Below are 26,483 nucleotides of genomic sequence, written 5' to 3'. Positions count from 1 at the left end.
CGTTCAGACGGCGACCCGCTTTCACACCCTGCATCGTGAAAACTGCGGCCGGTTTGCGAACCGGCCGCAGTTTTCAATCCCGCATCAGCGGTTTCGGCGCAGAATGCGCTGTGTCGCATCATTGGCATTGGCGACAGATTCTTCCGGTGGAATGCCGGCCTGCCACATCGTCGAAAGCTCGGCGGCGACGTCGTTGAAAATGCCGCGGGCATTCTTGACCGGAGGCAGGGAACGTGCCGCGTCCGCAGTGCCGGCGTAACCCGTGCGATCGGGCAACGCACGGAATTCCTCGCTTTCGATGACCGAGCGGCGGACCGGTAGATGGCCGGTGCGCGCCCACTGGTATCCGTTTTCGTTCAGGAAGGTCAGGAATGCGATTGCGGCTTCCTCCTCTTCCGGCGTCCGGCTTTCGTCTGTCGGGATGAACCAGGTGTGCGAGTTCGAGAAAACGCCCGGTTCGTCGAAGAATGTCGGTATGTCGTAAACGGCATAATCGATCAGTCCCGTGCCGTTTTCCGCCTGTGTGGCGTAGCTGTTGACGACCCAGGTGCCATTGATGAAGAGACCAGCGTCGCCATTCAGGAATGCCTGCTCAGCGCCGTTGTAGTCGAGGCCGGGGTCGATCAGGTCATTGTCGTATAGTGCCTTGATGAATTGCGCCGCCCTCAGTCCTTCTGGCGTGTCGACCGTCGCGGTTTTGCCGTCCTCGCTCACGAGGTCATCGCCCTGCTGCCAGATCAGGCTCATGAACAGGCGCATGCTGGACACATCTGTAGCCTGACTTTCCATGGCGATGTAATGCTTGCCGGTTTTCTCCTGAAACGTTTTGCCCATGGAAATGACCTCGTCCAGCGAGGTCGGAAGCTTGGCGGAACCGTCTTCGTTCACCAGCCCTGCTTCCTTCATCAGTCCGAGATTGACATGCATGAGAACGGCGTGAATGTCGAAGGGTAGCGCGTAGATTTCGCCGTCGCTCGTGACGCTGTTGCGGGCCTGGTCGACCCAGTCCTCAGGATCGACGCCGGCTGCGGCAAGCTGCTCGCCAATGGGAGTCGCCAGTCCCCGGTCGGTGTAGTTGACAAGATCGGACGCATGCATGACGCCGATATCCGGAATATCGCCTGTCGTATAGGACGCAGAAAGCTGGGTATAGTAGGCACCCCAGTCGACGGTTTGGGTGTCGACATGCGCGCCGATCTTGTTTTCGGCATTGAACTGATTGGTGAGCGCGGTTATGATTCCGCATTCGCCATAGGCGTCATCGGGATTGGTTACGGTGCCGAACTCGGCTTGGCAATCGCCGAAGAAACGGACAAGCTTGATGTCGGCCGCTGAAGCCATTGTCGTCGTCGCCATCAGCGAGAGCGCGACAAGGCTCGCTCTTTTACTCAACTCATTCATCGGGTACCTCCTCCTTTGATAATGCGGTTGCGCCGGAAATCCGGCCTTATTTCCCGGCGCTCATGGCCACTCCCGCCACGATGTAGCGCTGGAAAATCACGAACAGCAGCACGATGGGCGCGGAAGCAAAGACGGCGGAGGCCATCAGCGTTCCTATCCCCTCGGACTGTGCGAAATTGCTCTGGATCGATGCGAGGCCAACCGTGACGGTGTACATGTCCTTGTTGGTGGCCGAGACCAAAGGCCAAAGATAGTCGTTCCAGGCATGAAGAAATGTGAAAAGTCCGAGCGTCGTCAGCGCCGGCAGCGATAGGGGCAGCATGATTTTCGTGAAGATCGTGAAGTGTCCGGCATAGTCAAGACGGGCGGCTTCCTCCAACTCCTTGGGTACGGCCCGGAAGAACTGTGTCATCAGGAAGACGCCGATCGGCGCGGCCAGGCGCGGCGTTACCAGAGCCGTGTAACTGTTGTGCATGCCCCAGTCCGCGAACATCGTATGCAGCGGAATGAAAATAACCTGTTCGGGCACCATCAGGCCGGCGATGACGAGCACGAAAAGAACCGGTTTGAAGGGAAAATCGAGACGGGCAAAGGCGTAGCCCGCCATTGATGAAATCATCAGCACCAACGCGGTCATTGTCGTCGAGACGATTGCCGAGTTTAAAAGCCAGCGTGGAACCGTCGCGATCTTGATGACGTTGATGAAGTTCTCAAGCGTGAACGGGTAGGGTAACAGACCGGCCGTGGAACGCATCAGCTCTTCGTTCGGTTTGAACGACATCACCAGCACCCATAACATAGGTATCAGCCAGACGATCGCGAAGGCGATTGTTACAAGCAGGATGAGCTTGTCGACTGGACGGCGCGGCATCAGGCGCGCGCGTTTGGCGTCAGTCATCGGAATCCTCCCCCCTTCTGCCGATCCACAATTGCAGCATCGAGAAGACCAGCATGATGACGAATAGCGCCAGCGCGATGGTGGTGGCGTAGCCGATCTGCCAATCGCGGAAACCGGTGTTGTAGATGTACATGACGATGGTTTCTGTGCTGTGTGCGGGGCCGCCATTGGTCATAAGCTGCGCCTGTCCGAAAATCTGGAATTGCAGCACGATCTGCAACACCAGGACCAGAAGCATGGTGCGGCGAATGCCGGGCAGCGTGATCGAGACGAATTTCTGCCATCGGCTTGCGTGATCAAGCTCGGCGGCTTCATACAGTTCGCCGGGAATCTGGCCCAACGATGCGAGAAACAGGGCCATCGGCAATCCGATCCCCCACCAGAGCGTAGCAATCACCAGCGAAGGCATCGCCCAGGTGAGGCTGCCAAGAAAATTGATCGGTTCAAGACCGAATGCGGTAAAGACCGGGGCGATCAATCCACGATCAGGTGCAAGCACCATGCCCCAGACAAGGGTCACGACCGTTACCGAGAACACCGAGGACGAGAAAAATACAGGCCGGAGAAAGGCGCGTATGCGGTCCTGGCCCCGAAGCGCCAGCGCCAGCAGCAGCGAAAGCGCAGTCATTGACGGAACAGCCATAATGACAAAGCGGAACGTATTGCCCGCTGCACGCCAGAATGCTGAATCGTACCAGAGGTCCTCATAGTTGAAGAACCCGATCCATTCGCGGTAACCGCCGGCAAGTTCCCAGTCATGAAAGGAGATGTAGATGCCCTTGAACAGCGGAAAGACCAGAAAAATAGCATAAAGTGCCATGAACGGCCCGAGGAAGGCCAAGGCCGCGAGCTTGTCTTTGTGCCGACGCCGTTTCAACGGCGGTGTGGACTGAATCTCATCGGCCGGGAGCGTGGCGGTGCCGCCTGCGCCGGTCCTTGCATCGGTCATGTTCATGCCGCGTTTTCCTTGCCGGAAAGGCCGGCGCCGACGGCACGGCCCTCGCCGTTGAAGACATGCAACGCGCCGTCTGCTGAAAAGCGAACGGTCTCTCCGATGGCCGGAACGGCGCGGTCCCTGCTTTCGGAGACGATTTGAATGCCCTCCTGCGTCGTTGCATAAAGCAGAACGACGCTGCCGAGCTGTTCGATAAGCGAGACGGTTGCCGATATCGGACCGTCCGGCGAGATTGTCAGGTTTTCGGGCCGGATGCCGAGGGTGACCGGGTCGCCCGTGCGAAGCTTGCCGGCAAGGGCGGTTGCGCTTATCCTGTCGCCGGCGGTTGTGCAAACGACAATTGCACTGTTTTCGACGCTGTCGACGTGGCCAGTCAGGAAATTCATCTTCGGTGCGCCGATGAAGCCCGCCACAAACAGATTTTCCGGGGTGTCGTAAAGTTCCAGCGGCGCGCCGATCTGCTCGATGCGGCCCTCCCGTAGCACGACGATCCGGTCGGCCATGGTCAGTGCTTCCGTTTGGTCATGAGTCACGTAGATCATTGTCGCACCGAGGCGGGCGTGGAGCTGGGACAGTTCGGTCCGCATCTGCACTCGCAGCGCGGCATCGAGATTGGAGAGCGGTTCGTCGAACAGGAAGACCTGCGGTTCACGCACGATCGCGCGGCCGATGGCGACCCTTTGGCGCTGGCCGCCGGAAAGCTGTCTGGGCTTTCGCTCCAAGTAATCCGTCAGTTGCAGCGTCGCGGCGGCCGATTCCACGGACCGGATGATTTCATCCTTTGCCACCCCCAGATTGCGCAGACCGAAGCCCATGTTCTCACGCACCGTCATATGCGGATAGAGCGCATAGTTCTGAAACACCATGGCAACGCCGCGATCGCGCGCGGCGACATCGTTCATGGCTCGCCCGCCGATCGAGAGTTCGCCGGCGGATATGTCTTCCAGACCGGCGATCATCCTCAGAAGCGTCGACTTGCCGCAGCCCGAAGGTCCGACAAAAACGACGAATTCGCCCGGCACGATGTCAAGTGTCGCTCCGAAGATGACCTCGATCGCGCCATAGGATTTGCGTAAACCCTTAAGGCTCACTCCGCTCATACAACTCCTCCCTTTCACCCGCGTTGCCGTTGTCGCGCGGGCTTATTCAAACTGGCTGCCGCTGGGCTGCGGTTTTTGCTATTCGCCTGCCTGCAGCACGGCTGTGCCCGGTGGAACGGCAGGTCCGAATTCCATCGTTTCGGACCTGAGAATGCAGCGGTCGTCGTCCGTCCAGTGCGTTTCGTAATAGCTGGAAGCGCGGAACCCGTCGCCGATGCGCGCCATCTCGGCTGCCATCCAGCGTTCAAGCCGGTCGCGTTGTTGGCGATAGGCTGGGTCCTGCGAAACGTCCCGCATCTGCCAGGGATCGCTATCGCGGTCGAACAGCAGGGTGCGGCCGTCAACGCGGTAGCGGGCAAGTGTGAAGCGGGCGTCACGGGCTGCTCGCCACTCGTGACCGTCCTCCCACGCGGCTGTCGCGCCACACCCCATCATGAGCGATATTTCCGGGCCGCCGCCTGCACCCTTCACCTGCGGCGAAAGGTCATTTCCCTCGACATCGTCGGGTACATCGAAGCCCATCAATCCGCCGAGCGTCGGCAAGACGTCGACCGATCCGATGGCCGCGTTGCTGAAGCCGGCGGCAGGTATGTTTTTCGGCCAGCGGATGAAGAAGGGGACGTTTACGGCCTCCTCATAGAAGATGAGCTTGGCGCGGCGTCCATGCGCGCCAAACATTTCACCGTGATCGGAGGTGAAAACCACAATCGTGTCGTCGGCAATGCCCGCCGCCTCAACCGCCGCCATCAATCGTCCGAATTCGGCATCCAGGGAGGCGACTTGCGCATGGTATCCGCGCCGCCATTCTTCGAGTTCCTCCCGCTCGGCGGTGCTCAGTCGCGCCCAGCTGTCGGCGTATGGATCGTTTTCCTCGGCATAGTTCGGCGGATCGGGAAACCGTTGGTTTTCGAACATGCGCCAGAATCGTTCGGGAACGTTGTCGGGGCCCCAGGGATCATGCGGCGGTCCATAGGAAAGGACCAGCGCGAACGGCGCGCCGGACCGGCTCATCCGACCGATGGTATCGATCGCGAAATCGGTTTGCGCCGTCGCCTCGTAGACGCCTTCCGGATAGAATTTCTTTTCAGGCGTATCCTCGTGATAGTAGGCCGACGGGCTGAAATTCTCATGGTGGAAATTGTAGGCCTTCCACTCGCCGTCAAATCCCAACCTGTGCGGTCCCGGCGGCACGAAGGAGTTTGCCGGATCGAAATGATTGCCGAGGTGGTTGGCATAGAGGTGCCACTTGCCGATATAGCTCGTTTCATAGCCTGCTCTGGTCAGGAGATGCCCCAGGCAAGACTGGTTCGGATGCATGCGCAATTCGTTGATGACCATGCCGTGAGATGACGTGTGCTTGCCGGTCATCAGGGAGGCCCTGTAGGCCGTACATACGGGCGTGTTGGAGACGAATTGCGGAAAATTCATCGCCTGTGTGGCAAAACGGTCGATGTTGGGCGTGGCGGCATTCGACATGCCGGTGCAGCCGAGCGCGTCACGCCGCAACTGATCGGCAAAGACATAGATGAGATTGGGACGCTCAGTGGCAGGCGAAGTCGGCACGCTGTTTTCCTCCTAAATTTGCAACGTTGCAAATAGCGTCTCACAGATTTTGCAACGTTGCAAGAGCTTTCAGACGCTGCCATAAGTGAGACAAAACTGCTGTGAGGTTAGTCATTTGGATTCGTCTGGGCCGACAGTGAAAGACATTGCCCGTGCCGCCGGTGTTTCTCCGCGAACGGTTTCGAATGTTGTCAATGGTTATGTGCATGTTTCTGATGCCATGCGGGCGCGCGTGTTGGCGGAGTGCGAGCGGCTGGGTTATCGTCCCAACCGTGCGGCAAGACAGTTGCGTACGGGGCGCAGCGACATGATCGCGCTGGTCGTTCCGGATATCAGGCAGCCCTATTTTGCAAGCCTTGCCGGCGCTGTGATTGAGTCGGCGCATGCGCGTAATATTGGTGTTTTCATCGAATCGACGGGGGCGACGCTTGAAAGCGAGAGAGCGGCCATTGAACGTATCCTCGCACTTGGCCGTTTCGACGGGTTGTTGCTGACTCTGACCTGGCTGCCGCCGGAAGAAGCACAGGCGCGTGCCAGGGTGCCGTGCGTGTTCATGGGGCCTGCGAGCGTGCCGAAAGACCTGGTTCATATCGGTATTGACAATGTTGAGGCGGCAAGACAGGCGACCGGCCATCTTCTTGATCGTGGCTGTCGCAGGGTTGCTGCGATTGGCGTGACCGGTGAACAAACCGGGGCATCGGAAAACCGACTGAAAGGTTTCCTGCTCGCCCACGAGGAACGCGGTCTGAAGCCCGGTCCGCAGGTTAACGTCGAGCATTTTTCCAGGTCAGCCGGTGTTGAAGCGATGCTGAAACTGATCGCCACCGCTGACAGGCCGGATGGCGTCTTCTGCTTTTCCGACCTGCTGGCGCTCGGCGCGATTCATGCCATCCGCAAGGCAGGGCTCGATTGCCCCGACGATGTCGCTGTCGTCGGTTATGACAACATCGAGGAGGGGCTGTATTCCCTGCCGACTCTCTCGACGGTCGGTGCGGATATGACTGAACTTGCCGAACGAACGCTTGCCGCAATCTCCGATGAACACCCGCAAAGCTATGCTTTGCCGATGCGGTTGATCCTGCGGGAGTCGACATAAAGCCCGATCGCAACAAGGTCGGACATGTAGAGAGGCTATCTGATGAGCCTTATTCTTAGACTCCTCCCAACGAGGTCTGCCAAAATTGATTAGGCGCGTCTCTACTCGACGCCGACCGCGCCTTCGAGGGACGGCTATCCTTCATAATCATGCCTCAGTGTCTTCGCCAATGGTCCGAGTTTACAGGCCTGCTGCAAAAAAAAGGAGGAGGAACTCATGTGTTGCGCCGGTATTTTGTAGTGCCAACTCTTATCCGACAGGGAGATATGCGGCGACAGCTCCTCCGACATTTTGTATCGCAGTGAGCCGGGTCCCACCTACAACGGCTTCAGCGTGGACAGAGCGTCGCGTGTTTTGCCTATTGGGCCAGCCGACCTCTCTTCTGTTGACTGCACCTAAGTTTGAGCGCTGGAAGTTGCGAATTTGTGTTGGCGCAAAGCACAAAGTGACCACGGCGCCGCCAGACGGTCTTCTTCATTTTGAGCAAGTGGACATTCCGCCGAATTGCTCTCCTGTTGCAAAAACTCTCCCTAAGCGCGCCAGTCTGGATGGCCGCGTCCTTTCTCGACCATAGATGCAGGATGTGCCATTCAAACCGAGTTTATCGCTAAGCCTGTGCTTCCGATAGCCTCCTTTCAAGGCTGAGAACTGAATGGATGCAAGGGCCTGCGCCCCGCGTTTCTAGCCCGGTTTTGAGGCACAAATGGCAAACCGCTCCTGAACCATGCGGTCAAGACCGCGCATGAGGGGCATGCGGCGGGCCTGCGCCCAGTGGATATCGGAAAGCTTGCGATCAATCACGATATTCTCAAATCCGGTTTGCTCCAAAAGGTCGGCGACGGCTTGCGCCGGCATCTCGCCTGAGAAATAAACCCGTTCGCGGATTTTCTGGAGCCGCTCTACCATATCGGGGCTCACCGGGCCGGTAACCTGCTTGCCGACAATGCGTGTCCACAGTTGCTGCAGGCTCTTGACCCAAGTCTCTTTGCCCATATTGCCATCGACGATCAGGACCTTTCCGCCCGGTTTCAGGAGTGAGAACCATTCGTCGAATGCAGCGGGGGGATCCACCAATGTCCAGACCAGGTGGCGATTGGTGATCACGTCGTAGCTTTCCGGTGGCTCCAGCGTGTTTTCGGCATCGCCGGCAATGAAGCGGATGACGGAGCCACGTTTTTGCGCCTTGGCCCGCGCCTGCGCGAGCATGGCGTCCGACCAGTCGAGGCCGGTTACCGAAAAATCGAGATCGTGCAGCAGGTGCGAAATGACCGCCGTGCCGCAAGCGAGATCGAGCGCCTTGCGCCCATCACCTTCTCCCAGGTGCTTTCTGATAAGCCTTTGCCAGCCCTGCCGCTCTGCCCTGGAAAAGATCTCGTGGCCGACGCTCTGATCGAAGGTTTCAGCGCGCTCGGACCAGTAATCGCGGATTTCGTCACGAATGGAGTAGTTGCTGTTGGCCGTCGTCATAAGGGGTCCCGCATAGTGCTATCTCTTTGGAAGGGCTCTAAAACATAAAACTTGATTCAACAAGTCATGTTTTATATGCGTCGGTTCATTCCATGAAATGAGGGAGTTTCAGAATGAATTTCGCGAAGATACTTGCCGCTTCGGCGCTTGCTGCGGTGAGCCTGATGCCGTTGTCGGCATGGGCGCAGTCGTTCACGGTTGAAGACGTTGCAGGCCGAGAAGTCAGCTTCGACGGTCCCGTGGAGCGTGTGATCCTCGGGGAAGGACGCATGATCTACGGGCTGGCGCCGATCGAAAGGGAAAATCCCTTTGAGAAAGTGGTTGGGTGGCGCAACGATCTCTACATGAACGACAAGGGCGGCTATAAGGCTTATGTCGCGAAATTCCCTGAAGCCGCGGATATCCCATTCCTGGGGCGGCTTTCAAATGGCACGCTTTCGATTGAGACCGTTGTCGATCTAGATCCCGATGTTCTACTGCTGCCGATCGGCGACAAGGAAGCCGCAGACGAAATCAATCTCGAGCAGACCCTTGAGGGTACCGGCGCCAGGATCGTCTATATCGATTTCCGCGAGCACATCCTGAAGAATACCGAGCCGAGCCTTGAAGTGCTCGGAAAGCTGTTCGGTCATGAAGATCGCGCCCAGGCCGTCGCCGATTACTGGAATGAGCAGATGGCGCGCGTGACCGACACGCTGGAAGAGGCCAAACCGGAAGAGCCCGACGTCTTCATGTATCGCGCAGCCGGGTTGGTGGAGTGCTGCGGCACCTTCGGACCGAACAATTTCGGCCTGATGGTGGATTGGGCCGGCGGCCACAATATCGGTTCCGACTTCCTGCCAGGTTATACCGGCACGATCAATGCCGAGCAGGTGCTGGCTTCCAATCCTGATGTGATCGTGATCACCGGTGCTAACTGGTCGAATACGGAAAACGCCAGCGATTTCGTCAATGTCGGCCCAGGTGCTGCCTCTGTTGCCGATGAAAGCGGCGAGGTGCTTGCTGCCCTCATGGAGCATCCTGCCTTTACCGGCTCCAGTGCCGTGGCGAATGACGACGTGCATGCCATCTGGCATCAGTTCTACACCAGCCCATACCAGTTCGTTGCCGTGCAGCAGCTTGCCAAATGGTTCCACCCGGACCTGTTCGCAGATCTTGACCCCGATGCCACCTTCGCGGACTTCCATGAAAAGTTCCTGCCGATTGCCTATGAGCCCGGCTATTGGGCCGACATCAAGGCTTCGAAGTAAGCCATCATGATGGACGTTTTGACAACAGCGTTCGAGACTGAAACAGGGGGAGTGCGCTATCGCGCGCTCGCCCGTCGCAAGATCATGATCCTGATCGGCCTGACGACGCTGCTCTGTCTCTCGTTCGCCGTCGATCTTGCCTGGGGGCCGGCCCGTTACGGTCTGGGTGAGGTTGTCGCAGCACTTTTCAACCCATCCTCGGTATCGCCTCAGGTCCGAACCGTGGTCTGGGACATCCGCATGCCCGTCGCCGTCATGGCGATCGTGGTGGGGGCGGCCTTGTCTGTCGCCGGCGCGCAGATGCAGACCATTCTCGCCAATCCGCTTGCAAGCCCGTTTACGCTGGGAATATCCGCGGCCGCCAGTTTCGGTGCGGCTCTCGGCATTGTCACGAGCATCGCGCTGGTTCCGGTCGCAGCCGGCATGCTGGTTCCCGTCAACGCCTTCATCGTCGCCCTTGCCGCAACGCTCTTCATCCATTTCGTTTCACAAATTCGCGGCGTTTCCGTTCAGACCGTGGTTCTGCTCGGGATTGCCCTGGTGTTCTCGTTCAATGCGCTTCTGGCCTTTCTTCAGTATCTCGCCTCCGAGCAGGCGCTCTCTGCCGTGGTGTTCTGGACCATGGGCAGCCTGACCAAGGCGACCTGGCCGAAAATCTGGGTGACCCTTGCCGTGCTCATCGTTGCGCTTCCGCTTTTTGCCCGCAATGCCTGGGCGCTAACAGCCATCAGATTGGGGGAGGACAAGGCCGCCAGCTTCGGCATCAATGTCCGTCGCATTCGCCTTGAAACCATGCTGATCATCTCGCTGCTTTCGGCCGTACCGGTCAGTTTCGTCGGCACGATCGGTTTCGTCGGACTGGTCGGGCCGCATATCGCGCGCATGATCCTCGGCGAGGACCAGCGGTTCTTCCTTCCAGGCTCCATCGTGTCCGGTGCGCTCCTGCTCTCGGTCACATCGATCGTTTCGAAATCCATCGTCCCTGGCGTGGTCTTTCCAATCGGCATCATCACTGCCCTTGTAGGGGTGCCGTTCTTCTTCTCGCTCATCATCTCGAACAGGAGCCGATCATGGTAGCCCTGCAACTTCAGTCGGTAGGGGCGTATCATGGCAGAAAGCTATTTGTTGAAGAGGTAACGACGCCTGTGATGACGGCGGGTGAGCTTGTTGCGGTGATCGGTCCCAATGCCGCCGGAAAATCGACCCTGTTCAAACGGATCACGGGAATCCTGAAGGGGCCGGGCAATGTGCATATCGAAGGCGCGAGGGCGAAAAGCCCGATTGCCTATATGCCGCAGGACACGTCCGCCAACGCCGTACTGACGGTGTATGAATCGATCCTCCTGGCGCGCAAGCAGGGAAAGTCATGGTCGGTGAGCGACGAAGATACGCAGCTGATCGATGCAATCCTGCAGGCGCTGGACATCGCTCCGATTGCCTTCCGGGACCTTGGCGCACTGTCGGGTGGCCAGCGCCAGCTTGTATCAATCGCACAGGCCCTGTCACGCCAGCCTGACATCATGCTGATGGACGAGCCGACCAGCGCGCTCGATCTTCACCGGCAGATCGAAGTCCTTGCCCTGATGAAGAAGCAGGCACGACAGAATCGGATGATCGTGATGATTGCTATCCACGATCTCAACCAGGCGCTGCGCTTCGCAGACAAGGTGCTGGTGATCGAACAGGGTCGTATGCGCGCCTGTGGCGTTCCGCGTGACGTGGTGACAGTCGACATGCTGCGTGAAGTCTACCGGATTGAAGCGCGCATCGAACAATGCTCGATGGACTATGACCACGTCATCGTGGATGGAACGACAAGACGGTAGGCTCTCCGACCAAGAACGCTTTCTGCAAACATGCCGTTCGACGATGAGCTCACAATTTCGACACTGGCATTCAGGTGAACGGGCAATCGACAGGTGGTTGTCGGTTATATTGTCATTACCCTTTTAGGACGGGTTTTCAATTATCTATCGAATTACATTTTTATACTATGGCGTTTTAAGAATAAAATGGGTCGCCTACATGAAACACCTGATATCGATGCCCCGGAGGACTATGGTTTCGTTATGCTTGCCCAGGAGGCAGCGGAAATGGATAGTCACATGAAGCCACTATCGCAGACCTTTAGGTATTTAGTCCCGGCATTTGAACGATGATTGTGGTGCACTCTTTCGGCTTGATGGTCATGACGAGGTGGCCGGTGGCCCCCACATTTCCTCGTCGGTTTAATTCTGAAGCATACACGTCCAGTGATTGATTTTGGCGGAAGCCTGCTAGATCGGATTGAGGTCCGGCGAATAGAACGGCAGGAACCGGCGAAGTAGCTCGGGAAAGCTGAACAAGCGGGATAAGTGGTTTTCGGTCATGGAATTCGACATTATGCCGATAGCAGGATCTACCATGACAAGAAAACCTGCCGTGTCTTTCGTGGACATCCGGTCCGACATTGCTTTTTTACAGCTTCGCGAACGCTTCCTGCGTGACATCCTCGGCATCTTCCCATGCGACAGTCGCAGCCCGCTTCTGGACCGAGCAAGGGGTCTCGATGCTGACGATCGTCAGGCCGCCGTCGAGAGGCGGTAACGGTTGGCATATCTGCCCTGACTAAACATCAATTATGCCGGACGAGGCTGTGAAAGCGGCGATCTGCACCTTTCGCACGGGCGGATGGGGCGCGGTGGGCGCAGATTGCAGCCGGGTCGCGCCGCGTTGACAGCATATTTTCTTTAATGTATTTGTCAGACAAATGGGAGAGGATAACAGCATGAAAATAAGCGCTGCGGTGCATCGTGACTTCACGATTGCCCGAATAGACGACCGTCTTTATTCGGCTTTTATCGAACACATGGGTCGGGCAATCTATTCCGGTATCTACGAGCCGGGACATCCTCAGGCTGACGAACGTGGTTTCCGGCGCGATGTGTTACAGATGGTCAAGGATCTGAATATCCCCGCCATTCGTTATCCCGGCGGTAATTTCGTTTCCGCCTATCGCTGGGAAGACGGCATCGGTCCGAAGGAGAACCGGCCGACACGGCTCGATCTCGCATGGCGGTCGAAAGAGACCAATCAGGTCGGTATCAACGAATTCGGCGGTTGGGCGAAGGATGCCGGCATGGACATGATGCTGGCTGTTAATCTCGGCTCGCGCAGCCTCGACGAAGCGCGCGATTTTGCCGAATATGTCAATTATCCTTCCGGGACCTACTGGTCGGATTTGCGCCGCAGCCATGGTGTTGAAAATCCCTACGATGTAAAGATGTGGTGTCTCGGAAACGAGATGGACGGCCCCTGGCAGGTCGGTCACAAGGAAGCCAAGGAATACGGACGGCTGGCTGACGAGACCGCCAAGGCTTTGCACGGCTTGACGCCGGATGCGGAATTTATCGTGTGCGGCAGCTCGAATGACCAGATGCCGACCTATCCCGACTGGGAGCGGCAGGTGCTGGAGGAATGCTATGAGAATGTACATTACATCTCGCTGCACAAATATTTCGGCAATTCGAGCAAGAACACGCTGAATTACTTCGGCAAGATCGATGAAACCGGCCGTTATATCCAGGCCATTGCCGGCGTCATTGATTTTGTAAAGGCCAAGAAGCGCGCCAGCAACGATGTCTATATCTGCTTCGATGAATGGAACGTCTGGTATCATATCCGCGATCAGGATACGCAGCGCTGGAAAAACTGGGATTGGCCGGAGGCGCCGGACCTCCTGGAGGAGGATTACAATTTCGAGGACGCGCTGTTTATCGCCGGATTGCTCAACGAGTTCATCCGCCGCAGCGACCGCGTCAAGATTGCCTGCATCGCGCAACTGGTGAACGTCATCGCGCCCATCCGCGCGGAAAAAGGTGGACCGGCATGGCGCCAGACCATCTACTGGCCGTATCAGTTCGCCTCTCTTTACGGGCGCGGAGACGCGTTGCGCATCGCCGTCGATGGACCGACCTATGATTGTTCGGTTGCTCACGATGTCAATTATCTGGATATTGCCGGTGTGCATGATGCCCGCAGTGGCACGGTCACGCTCTTCATCGTCAATCGGCATTTGGAAGAGGCGGCGGAGCTGAATGTCTCCCTGCACGGGTTTGCCGGCGCGCGACTGGAATTCCACAAGGTGATGGAGGGGCACGATCTCGCAGCGACCAACGGGCCGGAGCGCCAGGATTTTGTTGCGCCCGTCGATGGCGTGGGGCTCGGGGTCGAGGACGGATCGTTGAAGGGCTCCCTCGCTCCGCTTTCCTATCACGTTGTACGACTGGCGGTGTAGTGCCATGGCCGGAGTTGCGATTCACAATGTTCGCAAATCGTTCGGTGCGATTGAGGTAATCAAGGGTATCTCGTTGACCGTCAAACAGGGAGAGTTCGGCGTGTTCGTCGGGCCTTCGGGGTGCGGCAAGTCGACCCTGTTGCGGATGATCGCCGGCCTGGAGGAAACCACCAGCGGAACGATCGAGATCGAGGGGCGGGATGTTACGCGTGTCGAACCCGCCGATCGCGGCGTGGCCATGGTGTTTCAGTCCTATGCGCTTTATCCGCATCTCAGCGTGTTTGAGAACATGGCCTTCAGCCTCCGTCTGGCACACGCTTCGAAGCAGAAGATACAGGAGGCGGTCGGGGAGGCCGCCCGTATTCTTCAACTGGACGATCATCTGCACAAGAAACCGGCGCAACTTTCCGGGGGGCAGCGCCAGCGCGTGGCCATCGGTCGCGCCATCGTGCGCAAGCCGAAGGTCTTCCTCTTCGATGAGCCGCTTTCCAATCTCGACGCCGAGTTGCGCGTCCAGATGCGTCTCGAACTGGCGCGCCTGCATCGCCAGATCGGTGCGACGATGATTTATGTGACGCATGATCAGGTCGAGGCGATGACACTGGCGAGCAAGATTTTCGTATTGCGCGACGGTATCGTCCAGCAACAGGGCAACCCGATCGACCTTTATGACGACCCCGACAATCGTTTCGTTGGTCGGTTTATCGGCTCGCCGGCGATGAATTTCATGAACGCCCACGTCAAGAAGCGCGAGGGCGAAAAGGTTACCGTTGCCATTGACAATGCCGGCGGCCAGACGATCGACGCGCATATGCGTGACGCCGGGATTGGCGAAGATACCGAAGTGGTGGTGGGCATACGCCCGGAAAGCCTGAACATTTCGGATAACGGCCTCGAAGTGACGGTGGAGATGGGAGAGGACCTGGGAGGCGTCTCTTATCTGCACACCCGAACATCGGATGGGAGCGAGATTGTCGTCGAGCGTCGCGACTGTGCGCGCGATCGCCTGGACGGAACCAAGGTCGGCCTGACTGTCAATCCGCGAAATGTGCTGATCTTCAGTACGGAGGGGCAAAGACTGCGATAGGTCCGATGACCTGTCGATTACCATGGAGGCGGCGGTCTTTACCGGCGCAGGAGATCAAAAAGGGAGGATACTGATGAGACTTCTGAAGACAATTCTGGCGGCATCCGCCGCGGGCTTTCTGGCATTTCCCGCAATGGCACAGCAGGATGTCGTTCTGTGGGACTTCTTTTCCGGTGGTGACGGCGTGCGCATGAAGGCACTTATCGACCGCTTCAACGAGGAACATCCGGAAATCAACATTGAGGCGACAACGCTTGAATGGGGCGTACCGTTTTATACCAAGGTCCGGACCTCGGTTGCCGTCGGCCAGGGGCCGGACCTGATGAGCTATCATTTGTCACGCTTGCCGCTGGGCCTTGAGGAAGACGTTTTCTCGCCGATAACGGATGAGGATCTGACGGCCGCCGGTCTGTCGAAAGAGGATTTCTTTCCGGCCGCAATCGAGGCGGCTTCAGGGCCGGACGGACAGCTTTATGCGGTTCCTTTCGATATCCATTCGATCATTCTCTACTATAACAAGAGCTATCTCGAAGGCACCGAGTTTCTCGATACCGACGGCAATCTGACGGGGATCGACAACCTTGACGATTTCGAGCAGGCGCTTGCAGTGGCCAAGGAAAACGGCTCGATACCGCCCCTTTCATATGCAACCGGCGACGATGGCGGCGTCTACCGCGTGTTCTTCACGCTGCTCAAGCAGCAGGGCGGCGACCTGATCGTGGATGGCGAGGTGCTTCCGGGCGATAACCTCGAAAAGGCTGCCAACGCCATAGAGATCATGACACGCTGGCGTGACAATGGCTGGCAACCGGAGCAGGCCGAATACGAAGCCTCGGTCGCACTCTTCACCTCCGGCAAGGCCGCCTTCCAGATGAATGGCGTCTGGGAAGTGCCGACCATGGTCGACATGGAGGCAGACGATACGCTTGGCTTCGAATGGGGCGCCGTGCAGATTCCGGTCCTGATGGGCGAGGAAGCGACCTGGGCCGACAGTCACAGCTTTGCCATTCCTTCCCAGGGCGACAACGAGATGTCCAGGGAAAAGCGCGACGCGGTGATGGAGGTGATCGGCTGGATGGAAAAGAACTCCATCGCCTGGGCCGATGCCGGTCACATCCCGGCCTACAAGCCGGTTGCAGAAAGCGCGGAGTTCGCTGAAATGGAGCCCAATGCGACTTATTCGTCGCTTGCCGATACGGCTGCCTACGATCCGCGCTCGGTCATCGCTGGCGTCGCTTCGCCGGTCTATGATGCTGCGATCAATATCATCTCCCCGGCAATTCACGGCTATCTGGATCCAATGCGGGCCGCCGAGCAGATCCAGAGCGAGCTGCAGGCGGCGATGCAGTAACCATCAACTTATATTTGCCGCCGCGCCCTTGAGCGCGGCGGCATATCCGGGGATTTCCGCCAGTGGCAATGCTTCACAACCGCCGCAAGCACTACCTGGTCGCGCTATCGCTTATTGCGCCCTTCGTAGTGACCTTCTGCCTGGTCTTTCTTTGGCCGACCATCCGGGTCGTGGAAATGAGTTTCACGAATGGCCCGTTGATCGGTGAAGGCGAGTGGGTCGGTCTTGCAAACTATAAACGCCTGCTGACCGACAGACTTTTTTATACATCTCTTAAAAATAACGGGTATTTCATCCTGTTGACTGTCGTGCCGACAACGGCGCTCGCGCTGATCATCGCCTTGGCTATCAACCGGCTTTCAGGCCGGATGCAGGCGGCGATCCTGGCGCTTTTCTTCCTGCCCTACATCCTTCCGGTCTCGGTCGTCACGATGATCTGGACCTGGATGCTCGATTTCCAGTTTGGCGTATTGCAGCCTGTGTTTGCATTCTTTACCGGCAAACCGGTTCCGGTCTTCAAGAATCCTTACTGGGTCATGCCCATGGTGGCGGTTGTCACGATCTGGTGGACGAATGGTTTCAACGTGTTGCTGTTTATTGCCGGACTGAGGAATATCCCCGGCGAGCTTTATGAGGCGGCAGCGCTTGACGGCGCGAAAAGGCGTCAACAGTTCCGGCGAGTCACCTGGCCGCTGCTCTGGCCGGTGACGGCGCTGGTGTTGACCCTGCAACTCATTCTGCAGCTCAAGATTTTTGACCAGATTTACCTGATGAGCCGCGGCGGGCCGTTCAATTCCTCATACGTCCTGCTGCTGATGGTCTACCGCGAAGCCTTTCAGTTGAACCATGGGGGCTATGCCGCGTCGATCGCGCTGGTATTGTTCGTCATCATCATGGCGGTCTCCGTCCTGCAGTTCCAGTTACTGCGCGCAAGGGGAACACGATGAGCAGCACACGCCGTATCGAGAACTGGCTCTTGACCGTCATCACCATCATCGGTGCTGCGATCTGGGTGTTTCCGCTTTACTGGGCTTTCGTCACCTCCATCCGCAGCGAGAATCGGGTGGTCAGTGACGAAGCCGGCATCATTCCCGACGAGTTCAATCTCAGCAGTTACATCGAGGTGCTGTTCGACACACAACTGGTCAACTGGTATATCAATTCCATCGTGACATCGGTGCTGATTACCGTCATCGTCATCATTTCGGGCATGATGTGCGCCTATGCGATATCGCAGATGCGGTTTCCGGGAAGGCGTCTGCTCTATGGCGTCGTGCTGGCCAGTTTCATGGTGCCCACGCAGGCGCTTGTGGTGACGCAGTTTATTCTGATGAACCAGCTTGGGCTGATCAACACATGGGCGGGTATCATCCTGCCGCAACTGATCGTGCCGGTGGTCATTATCGTCTACAAGCAGTTCTTCGATGCAGTGCCCAAGGAAATGAAGGAAGCCGTGGTGCTCGATGGCGGCGGCGATTATACGTTGCTTTTCAAGGTCTATCTGCCGCTTAACTGGGGTATAACCACGGCCCTGGCGATCATTACCTTCATCATGGCCTGGAACCAGTTCTTCTGGCCTTTCCTGGTCGTGACCACGGAAAACATGATGACCATACCGGTGGGGATCACACAGGTGAATGATGCCTTCGGCGTCTATTATGCGCGGCTGATGTCGGTCGCACTACTGGCCGCCATGCCGGTCATGGTCGCCTATCTGATTTTTCAAAAGCGCGTAACGGAAGCTGTGATGATCTCATCGGGCGTGAAAGGATAAGGATCACCGGATGATTCCGGTGTCGTCCAGAGCCATGCCCACAAGAGCCTCCATGGTTTTGCGCGCTGTTGCTCCGTCGCCGGCGGCAACAGCTTCGTAGACAGCGCGATGGTCCTCGACCGGGTCGCGCGGCAGGCTGGACGTTCTGTATTTCATGATTGTCGTCCATAACACCGCCGCGCCGATGCCGGTTGACAGGGTCTGCAGCAGCGCATTTCCGCTGGCTTCGAGAATGGTATGGTGAAATATCCGATCGGCCTGCCGGCCTTTTTCGTTTGCAAGCGTATAGCGCTTCATTTCGCTCAACGCCGCCTTCAGTCTGCTCAGTTGCTCGGGTGTGTGCCGCTGGGCCGCAAGTGCGGCCGCGGACGGCTCCACGATCATCCGTAATTCAAAAAGGCTTTTCACGAACACCTCGTCAGGTCGCCCGCCGGAAAAATTCCACTCCACGATATCGGGGTCCAGAAGGTTCCAGTATTTACGCGGCTTAACGCGCGTGCCGATCTTGGGACGGCTTTCCACAATGCCCTTGCTGGCCAGCGTGCGTATCGCTTCCCGATAGGCCGGGCGAGAGACCCCGTAGTCGTTGCTGGCGACCATTTCTCCGGGCAGGATGTCTCCCGGTGCGTATTGTCCATTGATGATCGCGATGCCAAGCGCGCGGGCAATATCCTTGTGCAGACGGGGAAAGGACGGACGGTCGGCATGTGACAGGTTGAACTCGATGGCGCTGTCCACGTCCGGTGAGGGCACGGTCTCCCGCTCCTTCGATTTCGGTTTCATCTGATGTTCCTCTCACAAGGCTGTCCGGCCTCGCACTTTGTCGTCTGACCGCGGTCGATAGCGGCTCTATATTATATTCCTGCTGCCGGGGCCAATCCGTCCTTCCAGACTTGACAGTTTAACATAGCTCAGTTTAACACACAGATTGCTTTATTTGTCAGACAAATAAAAAGCGGTTGACGCTGCAGGTGATGGATATCCTTTGCTTTCGGCAACCGGAAAGAAAGACAGGTGTTTCCGCAACGGGTCGTGACGTGGGGAGGCGACCTGGGAGCGCTTGTTCGGCGCGTCGGGAAGGAGGCAACAGGCTTGGTAATTTTACTCTCACAGATCGTAACGCCGGAAGGCGAAACAAGGGTCGTCGCGCACCGGGACGGGCAGGCGCATGAAGTGCCCGGCGTGACGGATGTTTATTCGCTGGCGATGGAATGCACGCGGCTTGGCGAGACGATAGCCGGGCGTATCGGAAGGGCCGGTCCGGGGGCGGCAGTCGATCTTGAAACGGCCTATGCCGAAGGACGTGTTCTTTCGCCGATCCATCATGACGATCCGGCGCATCTGCATTTGACGGGAACCGGGCTCACCCATCTCGGATCCGCTGCCACGCGTGATTCGATGCACAAATCGGAGACGCATGACGATGACGCCATGCTGACCGATTCCATGCGTATGTTCCGCATGGGAATCGAGGGCGGCAAGCCTGCCGGAGAGGCGCCGGGTGTGCAGCCGGAATGGTTTTACAAGGGCAATGGCAATATGGTCGCCGCGCCGGGCGCGCCGCTTGACATGCCGGCTTTTGCCGAGGATGGCGGCGAGGAACCGGAGATCGCCGGCATTTATGTCATTGCCGACAACGGCGCCGTTTTTCGCGTTGGCTTTGCGCTGTCGAATGAATTCTCCGACCATGTTATGGAGAGAGTGAACTATCTTTATCTCGCCCATTCGAAACTCAGGCCGGCTGCTTTCGGCCCGGAAATACTGGTAGGGGCATTGCCCGAGGATATTCGCGGCGTCTCGCGAATCCGGCGTGGCGGCGAAACGATATTCGAAAAGCCTTTCCTGTCGGGGGAGGCGAACATGTCCCATACAATTGGCAATCTTGAACATCATCATTTCAAATATTCGGTATTCCGTCAGCCGGGCGACGTGCATGTGCATATGTTCGGCACGGCGACGCTTTCTTTTGCCGACAATGTGCGAACCGCGCCTGGCGACGTTTTTGAAATCGACGCGCCGCCTTTCGGATTACCGCTTAAAAACGCGTTGAGGCTTTCTTCCAAGCCTGAGCGCGACAGGACCGTAACGGTCGAATCCTTGTGAACGAAGGTATGAAATGAGCTTCAAGAAGGCCCCCTGGCCGCGCGCGCTGCGCTCGCATGCATGGTATGTCGGCGACAGCCGCGACAATATCTATCATCGCTCCTGGATGAAGAATCAGGGGCTGCCCGCCGACCTTTTCGACGGCCGGCCGGTTATCGGCATCTGCAACACATGGTCGGAACTGACGCCTTGCAACGCCCATTTGCGCGATCTGGCCCAACGGGTCAAACACGGCATTTACGAAGCTGGCGGTCTGCCTGTCGAGTTTCCGGTTTTTTCCACCGGCGAATCCTCATTGCGTCCGACGGCGATGCTCTACCGCAACCTTGCGGCAATGGATGTCGAGGAGGCGTTGAGGGCAAATCCGCTGGACGGCGTGGTATTGCTGGCCGGCTGTGACAAGACGACACCGGCCCTGCTGATGGGGGCTGCGAGCGTCGATATCCCTGCGATACTCGTTTCCGGCGGACCGATGCTGAACGGCTGGTTTCGCGGTGAGCGGGTCGGCTCCGGCACGGCGTTGTGGCAGATGTCGGAAGATATCAAGGCGGGCAAGATGAGCCGTGCCGATTTTCTTGAGGCCGAACAGGCAATGAGCCGCTCGCCCGGCTCCTGCAACACGATGGGAACCGCCTCGACGATGGCGTCCATGGCCGAAGCGCTGGGTATGGCGCTGTCCGGCAATGCCGCAATTCCTGCCGTTGACAGTCGCCGGCGGGTCATGGCGCATCTGAGCGGCAGGCGCATTGTCGATATGGTCAAGGACGATCTGAAGCCTTCCGACGTATTGACGCGTCAGGCGTTTGAAAATGCCATCCGTGTCAATGGCGCGATCGGCGGATCGACGAACGCGGTCATTCATCTTTTGGCGCTGGCCGGTCGTGTGGGCGCCGAACTGACGCTGGATGACTGGGATCGGCTGGGGCGTGAAATTCCGACTATCGTCAATCTGATGCCGTCGGGCCGGTATCTGATGGAGGAGTTTTTCTATGCCGGCGGTCTGCCCGTGGTGCTCAAGATGTTGCTCGATGGCGGCAAGTTCAATGGCGATACGCTGACGGTTTCCGGCCGGCCTATTGCCAGCGAGTTGTCGGAGGTTGAAAACCTGAACGAGGATGTCATCCGCCCCGTCGAAAAGGCGCTGACGTCACATGGGGGAATTGCAGTCTTGCGGGGCAATCTGGCGCCTGGCGGTGCGGTGATCAAGCCGTCCGCGGCCAGTCCACACCTGATGCAGCATCGCGGTCGCGCGGTCGTATTCGAGGATATCGACGACTACAAGGCGAAGATTGGCGACGAGTCTCTCGATATCGATGAAACCTGCATCATGGTCCTGAAGAATTGTGGGCCGAAGGGCTATCCCGGCATGGCCGAGGTCGGAAATATGGGACTTCCGCCAAAGGTGCTCCGCAAAGGCATCAAGGACATGGTGCGTATCTCTGATGCCCGCATGTCCGGCACAGCCTATGGCACTGTCGTTCTGCATGCCGCGCCGGAAGCAGCCGTTGGCGGGCCGCTCGCCATTGTCCGTGACGGTGATATGATCGAGATTGATGTTGCGCAGCGGCGGCTGCACCTCGATATCGCGGAAGATGAGTTGACGCACCGCCTCACCGCCTGGCATCCGACCGTCGAAGCGCCTGCCGGCGGCTATCAGCGCCTGTTCCATACCCATGTCGGCGGCGCCGATACCGGAGCCGATTTCGACTTTCTTGTCGGCTGTCGCGGCAAGGCCGTTCCGCGCGACAGTCATTGAGCGCATAACCGGCATCTCGGTTCTGCCCGGCAACGCGTTTGGCTGGATCCATTACGCTTTCGTACCGCTCCGGCTGCTCACTTAAGCGGTCGTTCTTTCGAAAGGCAAGGGCTTTGTCGGGGGCGATGATGTATGCATCTCCAAAGTTCGAGCCTGATACTATTAAAATCAGGGGAGACTATCCACGTCTGCAAAGAACGTGGGTGATCGCAGGCATGGGATGATATCATCCGAACGCATATTATCGATGATCATATTGGCAATCCAGCCAGGGAAGAGTTTCTCGGATCGGCATAATTCTGGTGTTCATACTTGGAATCGGCTCACGGCAAGAAAGATGTCTCGCAGGTCTCGACACTTTTACACCTTCACTCAGCCTTGTCATACCCGCCACCGGTGCGTGACATCACGGTAGTGGCATCGCCTGCCTCCAGCGCCGTTCGATCGCAACCTTGCAATTCTTTTACCCGGCCGTTCCGACGGGTGACGGTGTTGCGATTGCATTCACCTGACCGTAGACGCTATTGGCATAAAGCGGGCGTGGAGAGATCTCCACGCCCGCATTTGTAATGTGTCAGGCCCCCACTTTACGAAGCGTATCGTCGACATATTTCTTGGCGCGCGGCACGTCGTCTTCGTCAAGGTGCTCGATGATCAGCGGGATGTTTGGGTTCAATTCCCGCAAACGGTCGACATAGAGCTCGTAGTTCAGGATACCGAGGCCGGCGGCCGGGAGTTCCACAGCCCCAGCGCCACGGAAGGTGTTGGCTTCCGGTCCGTCGATGGCGACATGCTTTTCGCTCTGGTCCTCGGCCACCTTGCAGTCCTTGGCATGAGCGATCTTGATCCTGTCGCCAAGCGCGTTGAACATCTTGTTGATCGTGCCGTCGACATCGTTGATCGTGGTCTCGTCGAAATAGTTGGTCGGATCCATCAGCATGCCGAGGCCGGGATGGCGCAGATCGGCAAAGAGCCGCAGCACCTCGTCCACCGAGCCGATGACATTGTTGACGTAGTTTTCGACCAGGAAGACCGCGCCGTGGTCATAGGCTTCCTGCGCCAGTTCGGCGATGACCTTCAGCGCTTCCTCGTAACCTTCCTCGGTCTTGTTGCGCGGGTCGTGCACCCAGTCGCTTTCGACATTGTAGGTGCCGGTTTCGGAAATCACGTAGGGCGTGCCGCAATCGCGGGCGTGGCGGATGATTTCCTTCAGATAGCCGACGCGCCGCGCCCGCTCATCCCTGTCCGGATGGATGATGTTGGTATAGCCCGAAATAGCGCAGATCGGCAGGTTTGCGTCACGAAAGGCATTGCGCACGGTGTGGCACTTTTCCTTTGTGATATTGCCGGCGGAAAAATCCATGTCCTTGAATGACAGATCGAGTTGCGCCGTCGAGAAGCCATGTTCCTTGATCTTGGCGATCACCGTATTGAGGTCATAGGGGAAATACCCGGAGAAGATACCGACAGGAATCATGATGTTTCACTCCCTTTTCTGATTGAATTCATGTCTGGCCCTCAGGCCAGAAATTCCGCTTCGATTTCGGCAAGAGGCACCGTTCGCTCCTCCTCGATCGAACGGTAGCAGGCTTCCACGCAGGCCAGTGTCTTGAGATTGTCGCGGCCCGAAATCTCCGGCTCGCCACCGGTCTCGACGGCGCGCAGAAGCTGGGCCATGGTTCCGGCAAAGGCATCGGGGAACCAAACGCGGCCAAGTGTCGGGCTTATCCATCCCTTGGGCATCTGCGCCGTCGTGAACCTGAGCGTCGAGGGAACGAGGATCGGATACCGGAACCAGCTGATCGTACCTTCGGCGAGCCCTTCCGTGCCGACAACGCGCCACTTGATATAGGGATCATCCTCGCAGTCACCGCCGGGACCGACCCAGACGTCATCGAGGCTCGTCGCCATGAAGTCGTCATCATATTTGAAGGTATATTGCGAGATCCCGTCACGGTGCGGAAAAGTCGTACGCGGGTCCTGGCGGACGACAGTCGTGATCTTTTCCGGATCGCCGAAGAGATAACGGAAGCTGTCGATGTGATGAATCCCCATATTGAGGATCTCGATGCGATCGTATTTCTGCAGGAAACCCTGCCAGTCCGGAATTGCCCGCATCTCGATCGTCGCCAGCACCCGCTCGCCGAGAAGCCTTCTGTCTAGCAGCGTCTTCAGCGCGCGGATCGACGGGTCGTAGCGCATATTGGAATTGACGCCGAGCGGAATACCGGCTTCCTCGCAAAGTCGAACGATTTCTCGGGCCTCGGCAAGGTTCATCGCAATCGGCTTCTGGCAGAGAATGCCCTTGATATGGCTCTTCTCTTTCACCGCCTCGCGGATGATCGCCAGTTGCTGGTCCGGTGGCACGGCGATATCAAGGATCTCGACCGCCGGATCGCGCACCACATCCTGCCAGCTGTCATGGACATTCGGGATGCCGCGAAGTTCTGCGACCGCCTCGCTGTTCTTTCTCTCAAGCGAGGTGATCGTGTACGGCGTGAACCCGGCCTCTGCATAAGAGACAAGATGGCAGTCCCGCATGATGAAGCCCGCACCGATGCAGCCAATGCGGAAATCCTTGCGAGTGGGAAGTTCAGGCTCGATGCCGAGATCGAAGGGCAGGATGGATCTCTGTGTCATGGCACTCAGTCCTTCAGTTCAGGAACGACATTTTCGCGCATCATGCGGCGGCGCTCGACGTAAGCAGGCAGGATGTCGATGTCCGGTTCGTTGAACCAGGCGAAGGGATCGGTGGCGGCCACCAGCGCGACATTGGCCCATGCGTTGAACGAGCCTGAGCGGATGATAACCTTGGCCTTGGGTGCAACGACCTCGACCAGTTCCTCATGCGACGTTTCCATGAAGGGCGCCCCGGCACCGGTATAAATTTCCTGAAACGTCTTGTAGAGATCGGGGTGGCGATCACGCACAGCCTTGTCGAAATGAACGGCTTCGACAAACATCTCCTTGCGCAGCACCTTCAGAATATCGATCACATCCGGAAGCCCCTCGTAAAAACCGAGGTCGACGCGGTTGGCGTCCTTCGGGATAGGAAAGCCGGCATCGGTCACCAGCACGATGTCGCCGTGGCCGATGGTTGCCATGGACTGCGCGAGGCCCGGATGCAGAATTCGGTTGGGGATCATTTTCTCCTCCTTATGGTGTGCGATGGATGGATCAGCTTGGCTGCGTCTCAAGGCTCAGGCAGGAAGGCGGCATGCCTGTGAGGACAGCCCGTTCTTCGACCTGAGATTGTTTAAGGAAAAGAAACCGTCAGAAATCGCATTGATGCGCGCGCCGTCCCCATTTTGGTGGTGTGGCGGCAAAGCAGCAACGTTGCGGCACGCGGCAAAAGACATGGCTTCCTCCCGAAATCTTTTGTTCCGGGCCATGGGTGCGGGACCTCCATCCCTAACCATGACCGTGTGCAGGAAACTAGCAGGATGGCCGCTTGCTGCCGATGGCACCGTCTCTCAAAAACATGGACAAAAATCTCATCGGCTTCGTCAGGAAAAAGCAAAGCCTTACCAGCTTTCGCTGACCCTGAAGGCACGCGGCGAAAGGCCGGCATGCTTCTTGAATTCGCGTGAGAAATAGAGAGGATCGGAATAGCCGACAGCCATCGCGATGGTAGACACCGGATCGGCGGTTTCGACCAGGAGGCGCTTGGCCTGCGCCATGCGATAGTCGCGCAACCATGCGAGTGGCGTCTTTCCGAAAGCCGTCTGGAAGAGGCGAAAAAGCTGCGCTTTGCTGACCCGGCAGGCGGCGGCGAGCTTGTCGATATCCCAGTGCTCGTTGTAGTGCGCGTGGATCTGCGCCATCAGGTCGCCAAGCCCCTTGTGGGTGGCCGCTTCAGGCTCCAGAAGGCGGTTCTCGCGGGCTTCCACCAGCGCTTCGACAAGCGCGGAAACATGCCGGTCGCAGGCCGCCTGAATGGCAAGTGACGATCTGTCGAGACGGTCGAGCAATTCGAGCAACAATGTTTCGACGACCACCGGTTCGGCAAAGTGAAACACCGGATCGTCATGCACCGTCAGCACCAACATCAGCCGAGACAGATTGGCGCTGTCGACGCGCAGCCACAGGAGTTCCCAGGGGTTTTCCCGTACCGGACGATGGGCATGCGGCTCGCGCACCGGCAACCACGCCATCTCACCGGCCCGCACGACATGCGTCCGCCCGCGAACGGTTACGACGCCTTCGCCCTTGATGCAGAAGAGGAATTCGTGGCCCGGAACATCCTGTCGCTCGATGCGGTGATCGGGACCCGTACGAATATGCCCAGCGCGCAGCACCTGATAGGCAAACAGACCCAACCACCCCTCGTGAACGGGGAAGTAGGAGCGAAGAATTCGGGTCTGTTGCACAGATGCAGGCGCCATGGCGCGGGCGGTCTCCGGTTT

22 protein-coding genes are annotated in these 26,483 nt (G+C 57.9%); 11 read left to right on the top strand and 11 right to left on the bottom strand.

The features are described from left to right. Nucleotides 1-84: 84 nt before the first annotated feature. The 5 genes from ACHZCU_RS04575 to ACHZCU_RS04555 form a co-directional block, all read right to left on the bottom strand. Complete coding sequence (locus tag ACHZCU_RS04575) at nt 85-1,401, bottom strand: extracellular solute-binding protein (protein WP_319517832.1); 1,317 nt, start codon at nt 1,399-1,401, stop codon at nt 85-87. 46 nt (nt 1,402-1,447) lie between these two features. After that, nucleotides 1,448-2,299 (bottom strand): carbohydrate ABC transporter permease, encoded by an 852-nt coding sequence (locus ACHZCU_RS04570; protein WP_319517831.1) that lies wholly within the window; start codon nt 2,297-2,299, stop codon nt 1,448-1,450. Then, on the bottom strand, nt 2,292-3,254 hold the full coding sequence (locus ACHZCU_RS04565) for a sugar ABC transporter permease (protein WP_319517830.1): 963 nt from the start codon (nt 3,252-3,254) through the stop codon (nt 2,292-2,294). Before ACHZCU_RS04565 ends, ACHZCU_RS04570 begins: the two co-directional genes overlap by 8 nt. Beyond that, nucleotides 3,251-4,354, bottom strand: coding sequence for a sn-glycerol-3-phosphate ABC transporter ATP-binding protein UgpC (locus ACHZCU_RS04560; RefSeq protein WP_319517829.1), 1,104 nt, complete (start codon nt 4,352-4,354; stop codon nt 3,251-3,253). The genes ACHZCU_RS04565 and ACHZCU_RS04560 overlap by 4 nt, the downstream gene beginning before the upstream one ends. A 78-nt stretch (nt 4,355-4,432) precedes the next feature. Continuing rightward, the gene (locus ACHZCU_RS04555; protein WP_319517828.1) at nt 4,433-5,917 is read right to left on the bottom strand and encodes a sulfatase; all 1,485 of its coding nucleotides are present in this window, start codon (nt 5,915-5,917) and stop codon (nt 4,433-4,435) included. A gap of 115 nt (nt 5,918-6,032) precedes the next feature. Here ACHZCU_RS04555 and ACHZCU_RS04550 point away from each other — a divergent pair, with 115 nt between their 5' ends. Continuing rightward, nucleotides 6,033-7,013 carry a LacI family DNA-binding transcriptional regulator gene (locus ACHZCU_RS04550; RefSeq protein ID WP_319517827.1) on the top strand — a complete coding sequence of 327 codons (981 nt, stop codon included), beginning with the start codon at nt 6,033-6,035 and terminating at the stop codon, nt 7,011-7,013. Nucleotides 7,014-7,694: 681 nt separating this feature from the next. Here ACHZCU_RS04550 and ACHZCU_RS04545 read toward each other — a convergent pair. Beyond that, complete coding sequence (locus tag ACHZCU_RS04545) at nt 7,695-8,480, bottom strand: methyltransferase domain-containing protein (protein WP_319517826.1); 786 nt, start codon at nt 8,478-8,480, stop codon at nt 7,695-7,697. A gap of 113 nt (nt 8,481-8,593) precedes the next feature. Here ACHZCU_RS04545 and ACHZCU_RS04540 point away from each other — a divergent pair, with 113 nt between their 5' ends. From ACHZCU_RS04540 to ACHZCU_RS04505, 8 genes are all read left to right on the top strand, one after another. Beyond that, nucleotides 8,594-9,730, top strand: coding sequence for an ABC transporter substrate-binding protein (locus tag ACHZCU_RS04540; RefSeq protein ID WP_319517825.1), 1,137 nt, complete (start codon nt 8,594-8,596; stop codon nt 9,728-9,730). A gap of 6 nt (nt 9,731-9,736) precedes the next feature. Further along, complete coding sequence (locus ACHZCU_RS04535) at nt 9,737-10,807, top strand: iron ABC transporter permease (protein WP_319517824.1); 1,071 nt, start codon at nt 9,737-9,739, stop codon at nt 10,805-10,807. After that, nucleotides 10,801-11,556, top strand: coding sequence for an ABC transporter ATP-binding protein (locus ACHZCU_RS04530; RefSeq protein WP_319517823.1), 756 nt, complete (start codon nt 10,801-10,803; stop codon nt 11,554-11,556). The genes ACHZCU_RS04535 and ACHZCU_RS04530 overlap by 7 nt, the downstream gene beginning before the upstream one ends. 941 nt (nt 11,557-12,497) lie before the next feature. Next, the gene (locus ACHZCU_RS04525; protein ID WP_319517822.1) at nt 12,498-14,006 is read left to right on the top strand and encodes an alpha-N-arabinofuranosidase; all 1,509 of its coding nucleotides are present in this window, start codon (nt 12,498-12,500) and stop codon (nt 14,004-14,006) included. Nucleotides 14,007-14,010: 4 nt separating this feature from the next. Then, complete coding sequence (locus ACHZCU_RS04520) at nt 14,011-15,093, top strand: ABC transporter ATP-binding protein (protein WP_319517821.1); 1,083 nt, start codon at nt 14,011-14,013, stop codon at nt 15,091-15,093. Between the two features lie 73 nt (nt 15,094-15,166). Further along, nucleotides 15,167-16,444 (top strand): extracellular solute-binding protein, encoded by a 1,278-nt coding sequence (locus tag ACHZCU_RS04515; protein ID WP_319517820.1) that lies wholly within the window; start codon nt 15,167-15,169, stop codon nt 16,442-16,444. Between the two features lie 68 nt (nt 16,445-16,512). Beyond that, nucleotides 16,513-17,391 (top strand): sugar ABC transporter permease, encoded by an 879-nt coding sequence (locus tag ACHZCU_RS04510; protein WP_319519743.1) that lies wholly within the window; start codon nt 16,513-16,515, stop codon nt 17,389-17,391. Then, a complete protein-coding gene (locus ACHZCU_RS04505; protein WP_319517819.1) occupies nt 17,388-18,218 on the top strand; it encodes a carbohydrate ABC transporter permease in 831 nt (276 codons plus the stop codon). Before ACHZCU_RS04510 ends, ACHZCU_RS04505 begins: the two co-directional genes overlap by 4 nt. A 3-nt stretch (nt 18,219-18,221) precedes the next feature. Here the strand turns inward: ACHZCU_RS04505 and ACHZCU_RS04500 are convergent, their stop codons facing one another. Beyond that, nucleotides 18,222-19,001 carry a FadR/GntR family transcriptional regulator gene (locus ACHZCU_RS04500; protein ID WP_319517818.1) on the bottom strand — a complete coding sequence of 260 codons (780 nt, stop codon included), beginning with the start codon at nt 18,999-19,001 and terminating at the stop codon, nt 18,222-18,224. 315 nt (nt 19,002-19,316) lie between these two features. On the opposite strand from ACHZCU_RS04500, the gene araD1 reads away from it, so the two are divergent. Continuing rightward, nucleotides 19,317-20,321 carry an AraD1 family protein gene (gene araD1, locus ACHZCU_RS04495; protein ID WP_319519742.1) on the top strand — a complete coding sequence of 335 codons (1,005 nt, stop codon included), beginning with the start codon at nt 19,317-19,319 and terminating at the stop codon, nt 20,319-20,321. Between the two features lie 13 nt (nt 20,322-20,334). Continuing rightward, nucleotides 20,335-22,077, top strand: a complete 1,743-nt coding sequence (araD, locus tag ACHZCU_RS04490) for an L-arabinonate dehydratase (protein ID WP_319517817.1) — start codon at nt 20,335-20,337, stop codon at nt 22,075-22,077. 574 nt (nt 22,078-22,651) lie between these two features. On the opposite strand, the gene ACHZCU_RS04485 is transcribed toward araD, so the two are convergent. From ACHZCU_RS04485 to ACHZCU_RS04470, 4 genes are all read right to left on the bottom strand, one after another. Beyond that, nucleotides 22,652-23,554 carry a sugar phosphate isomerase/epimerase gene (locus tag ACHZCU_RS04485; RefSeq protein WP_106302916.1) on the bottom strand — a complete coding sequence of 301 codons (903 nt, stop codon included), beginning with the start codon at nt 23,552-23,554 and terminating at the stop codon, nt 22,652-22,654. A 41-nt stretch (nt 23,555-23,595) separates the two neighbouring features. Beyond that, the gene (locus ACHZCU_RS04480) at nt 23,596-24,717 is read right to left on the bottom strand and encodes a Gfo/Idh/MocA family oxidoreductase (protein ID WP_319517816.1); all 1,122 of its coding nucleotides are present in this window, start codon (nt 24,715-24,717) and stop codon (nt 23,596-23,598) included. A 5-nt stretch (nt 24,718-24,722) separates the two neighbouring features. Further along, nucleotides 24,723-25,223, bottom strand: a complete 501-nt coding sequence (locus ACHZCU_RS04475; RefSeq protein ID WP_106302911.1) for an RbsD/FucU domain-containing protein — start codon at nt 25,221-25,223, stop codon at nt 24,723-24,725. A 378-nt stretch (nt 25,224-25,601) separates the two neighbouring features. Next, on the bottom strand, nt 25,602-26,462 hold the full coding sequence (locus tag ACHZCU_RS04470; protein WP_319517815.1) for an AraC family transcriptional regulator: 861 nt from the start codon (nt 26,460-26,462) through the stop codon (nt 25,602-25,604). Nucleotides 26,463-26,483: the final 21 nt, after the last annotated feature.

Source organism: uncultured Martelella sp. (assembly GCF_963677965.2).
Taxonomy (GTDB): Bacteria; Pseudomonadota; Alphaproteobacteria; order Rhizobiales; family Rhizobiaceae; genus Martelella; species Martelella mangrovi.
This window is presented reverse-complemented; position numbering and strand designations above follow the sequence as displayed.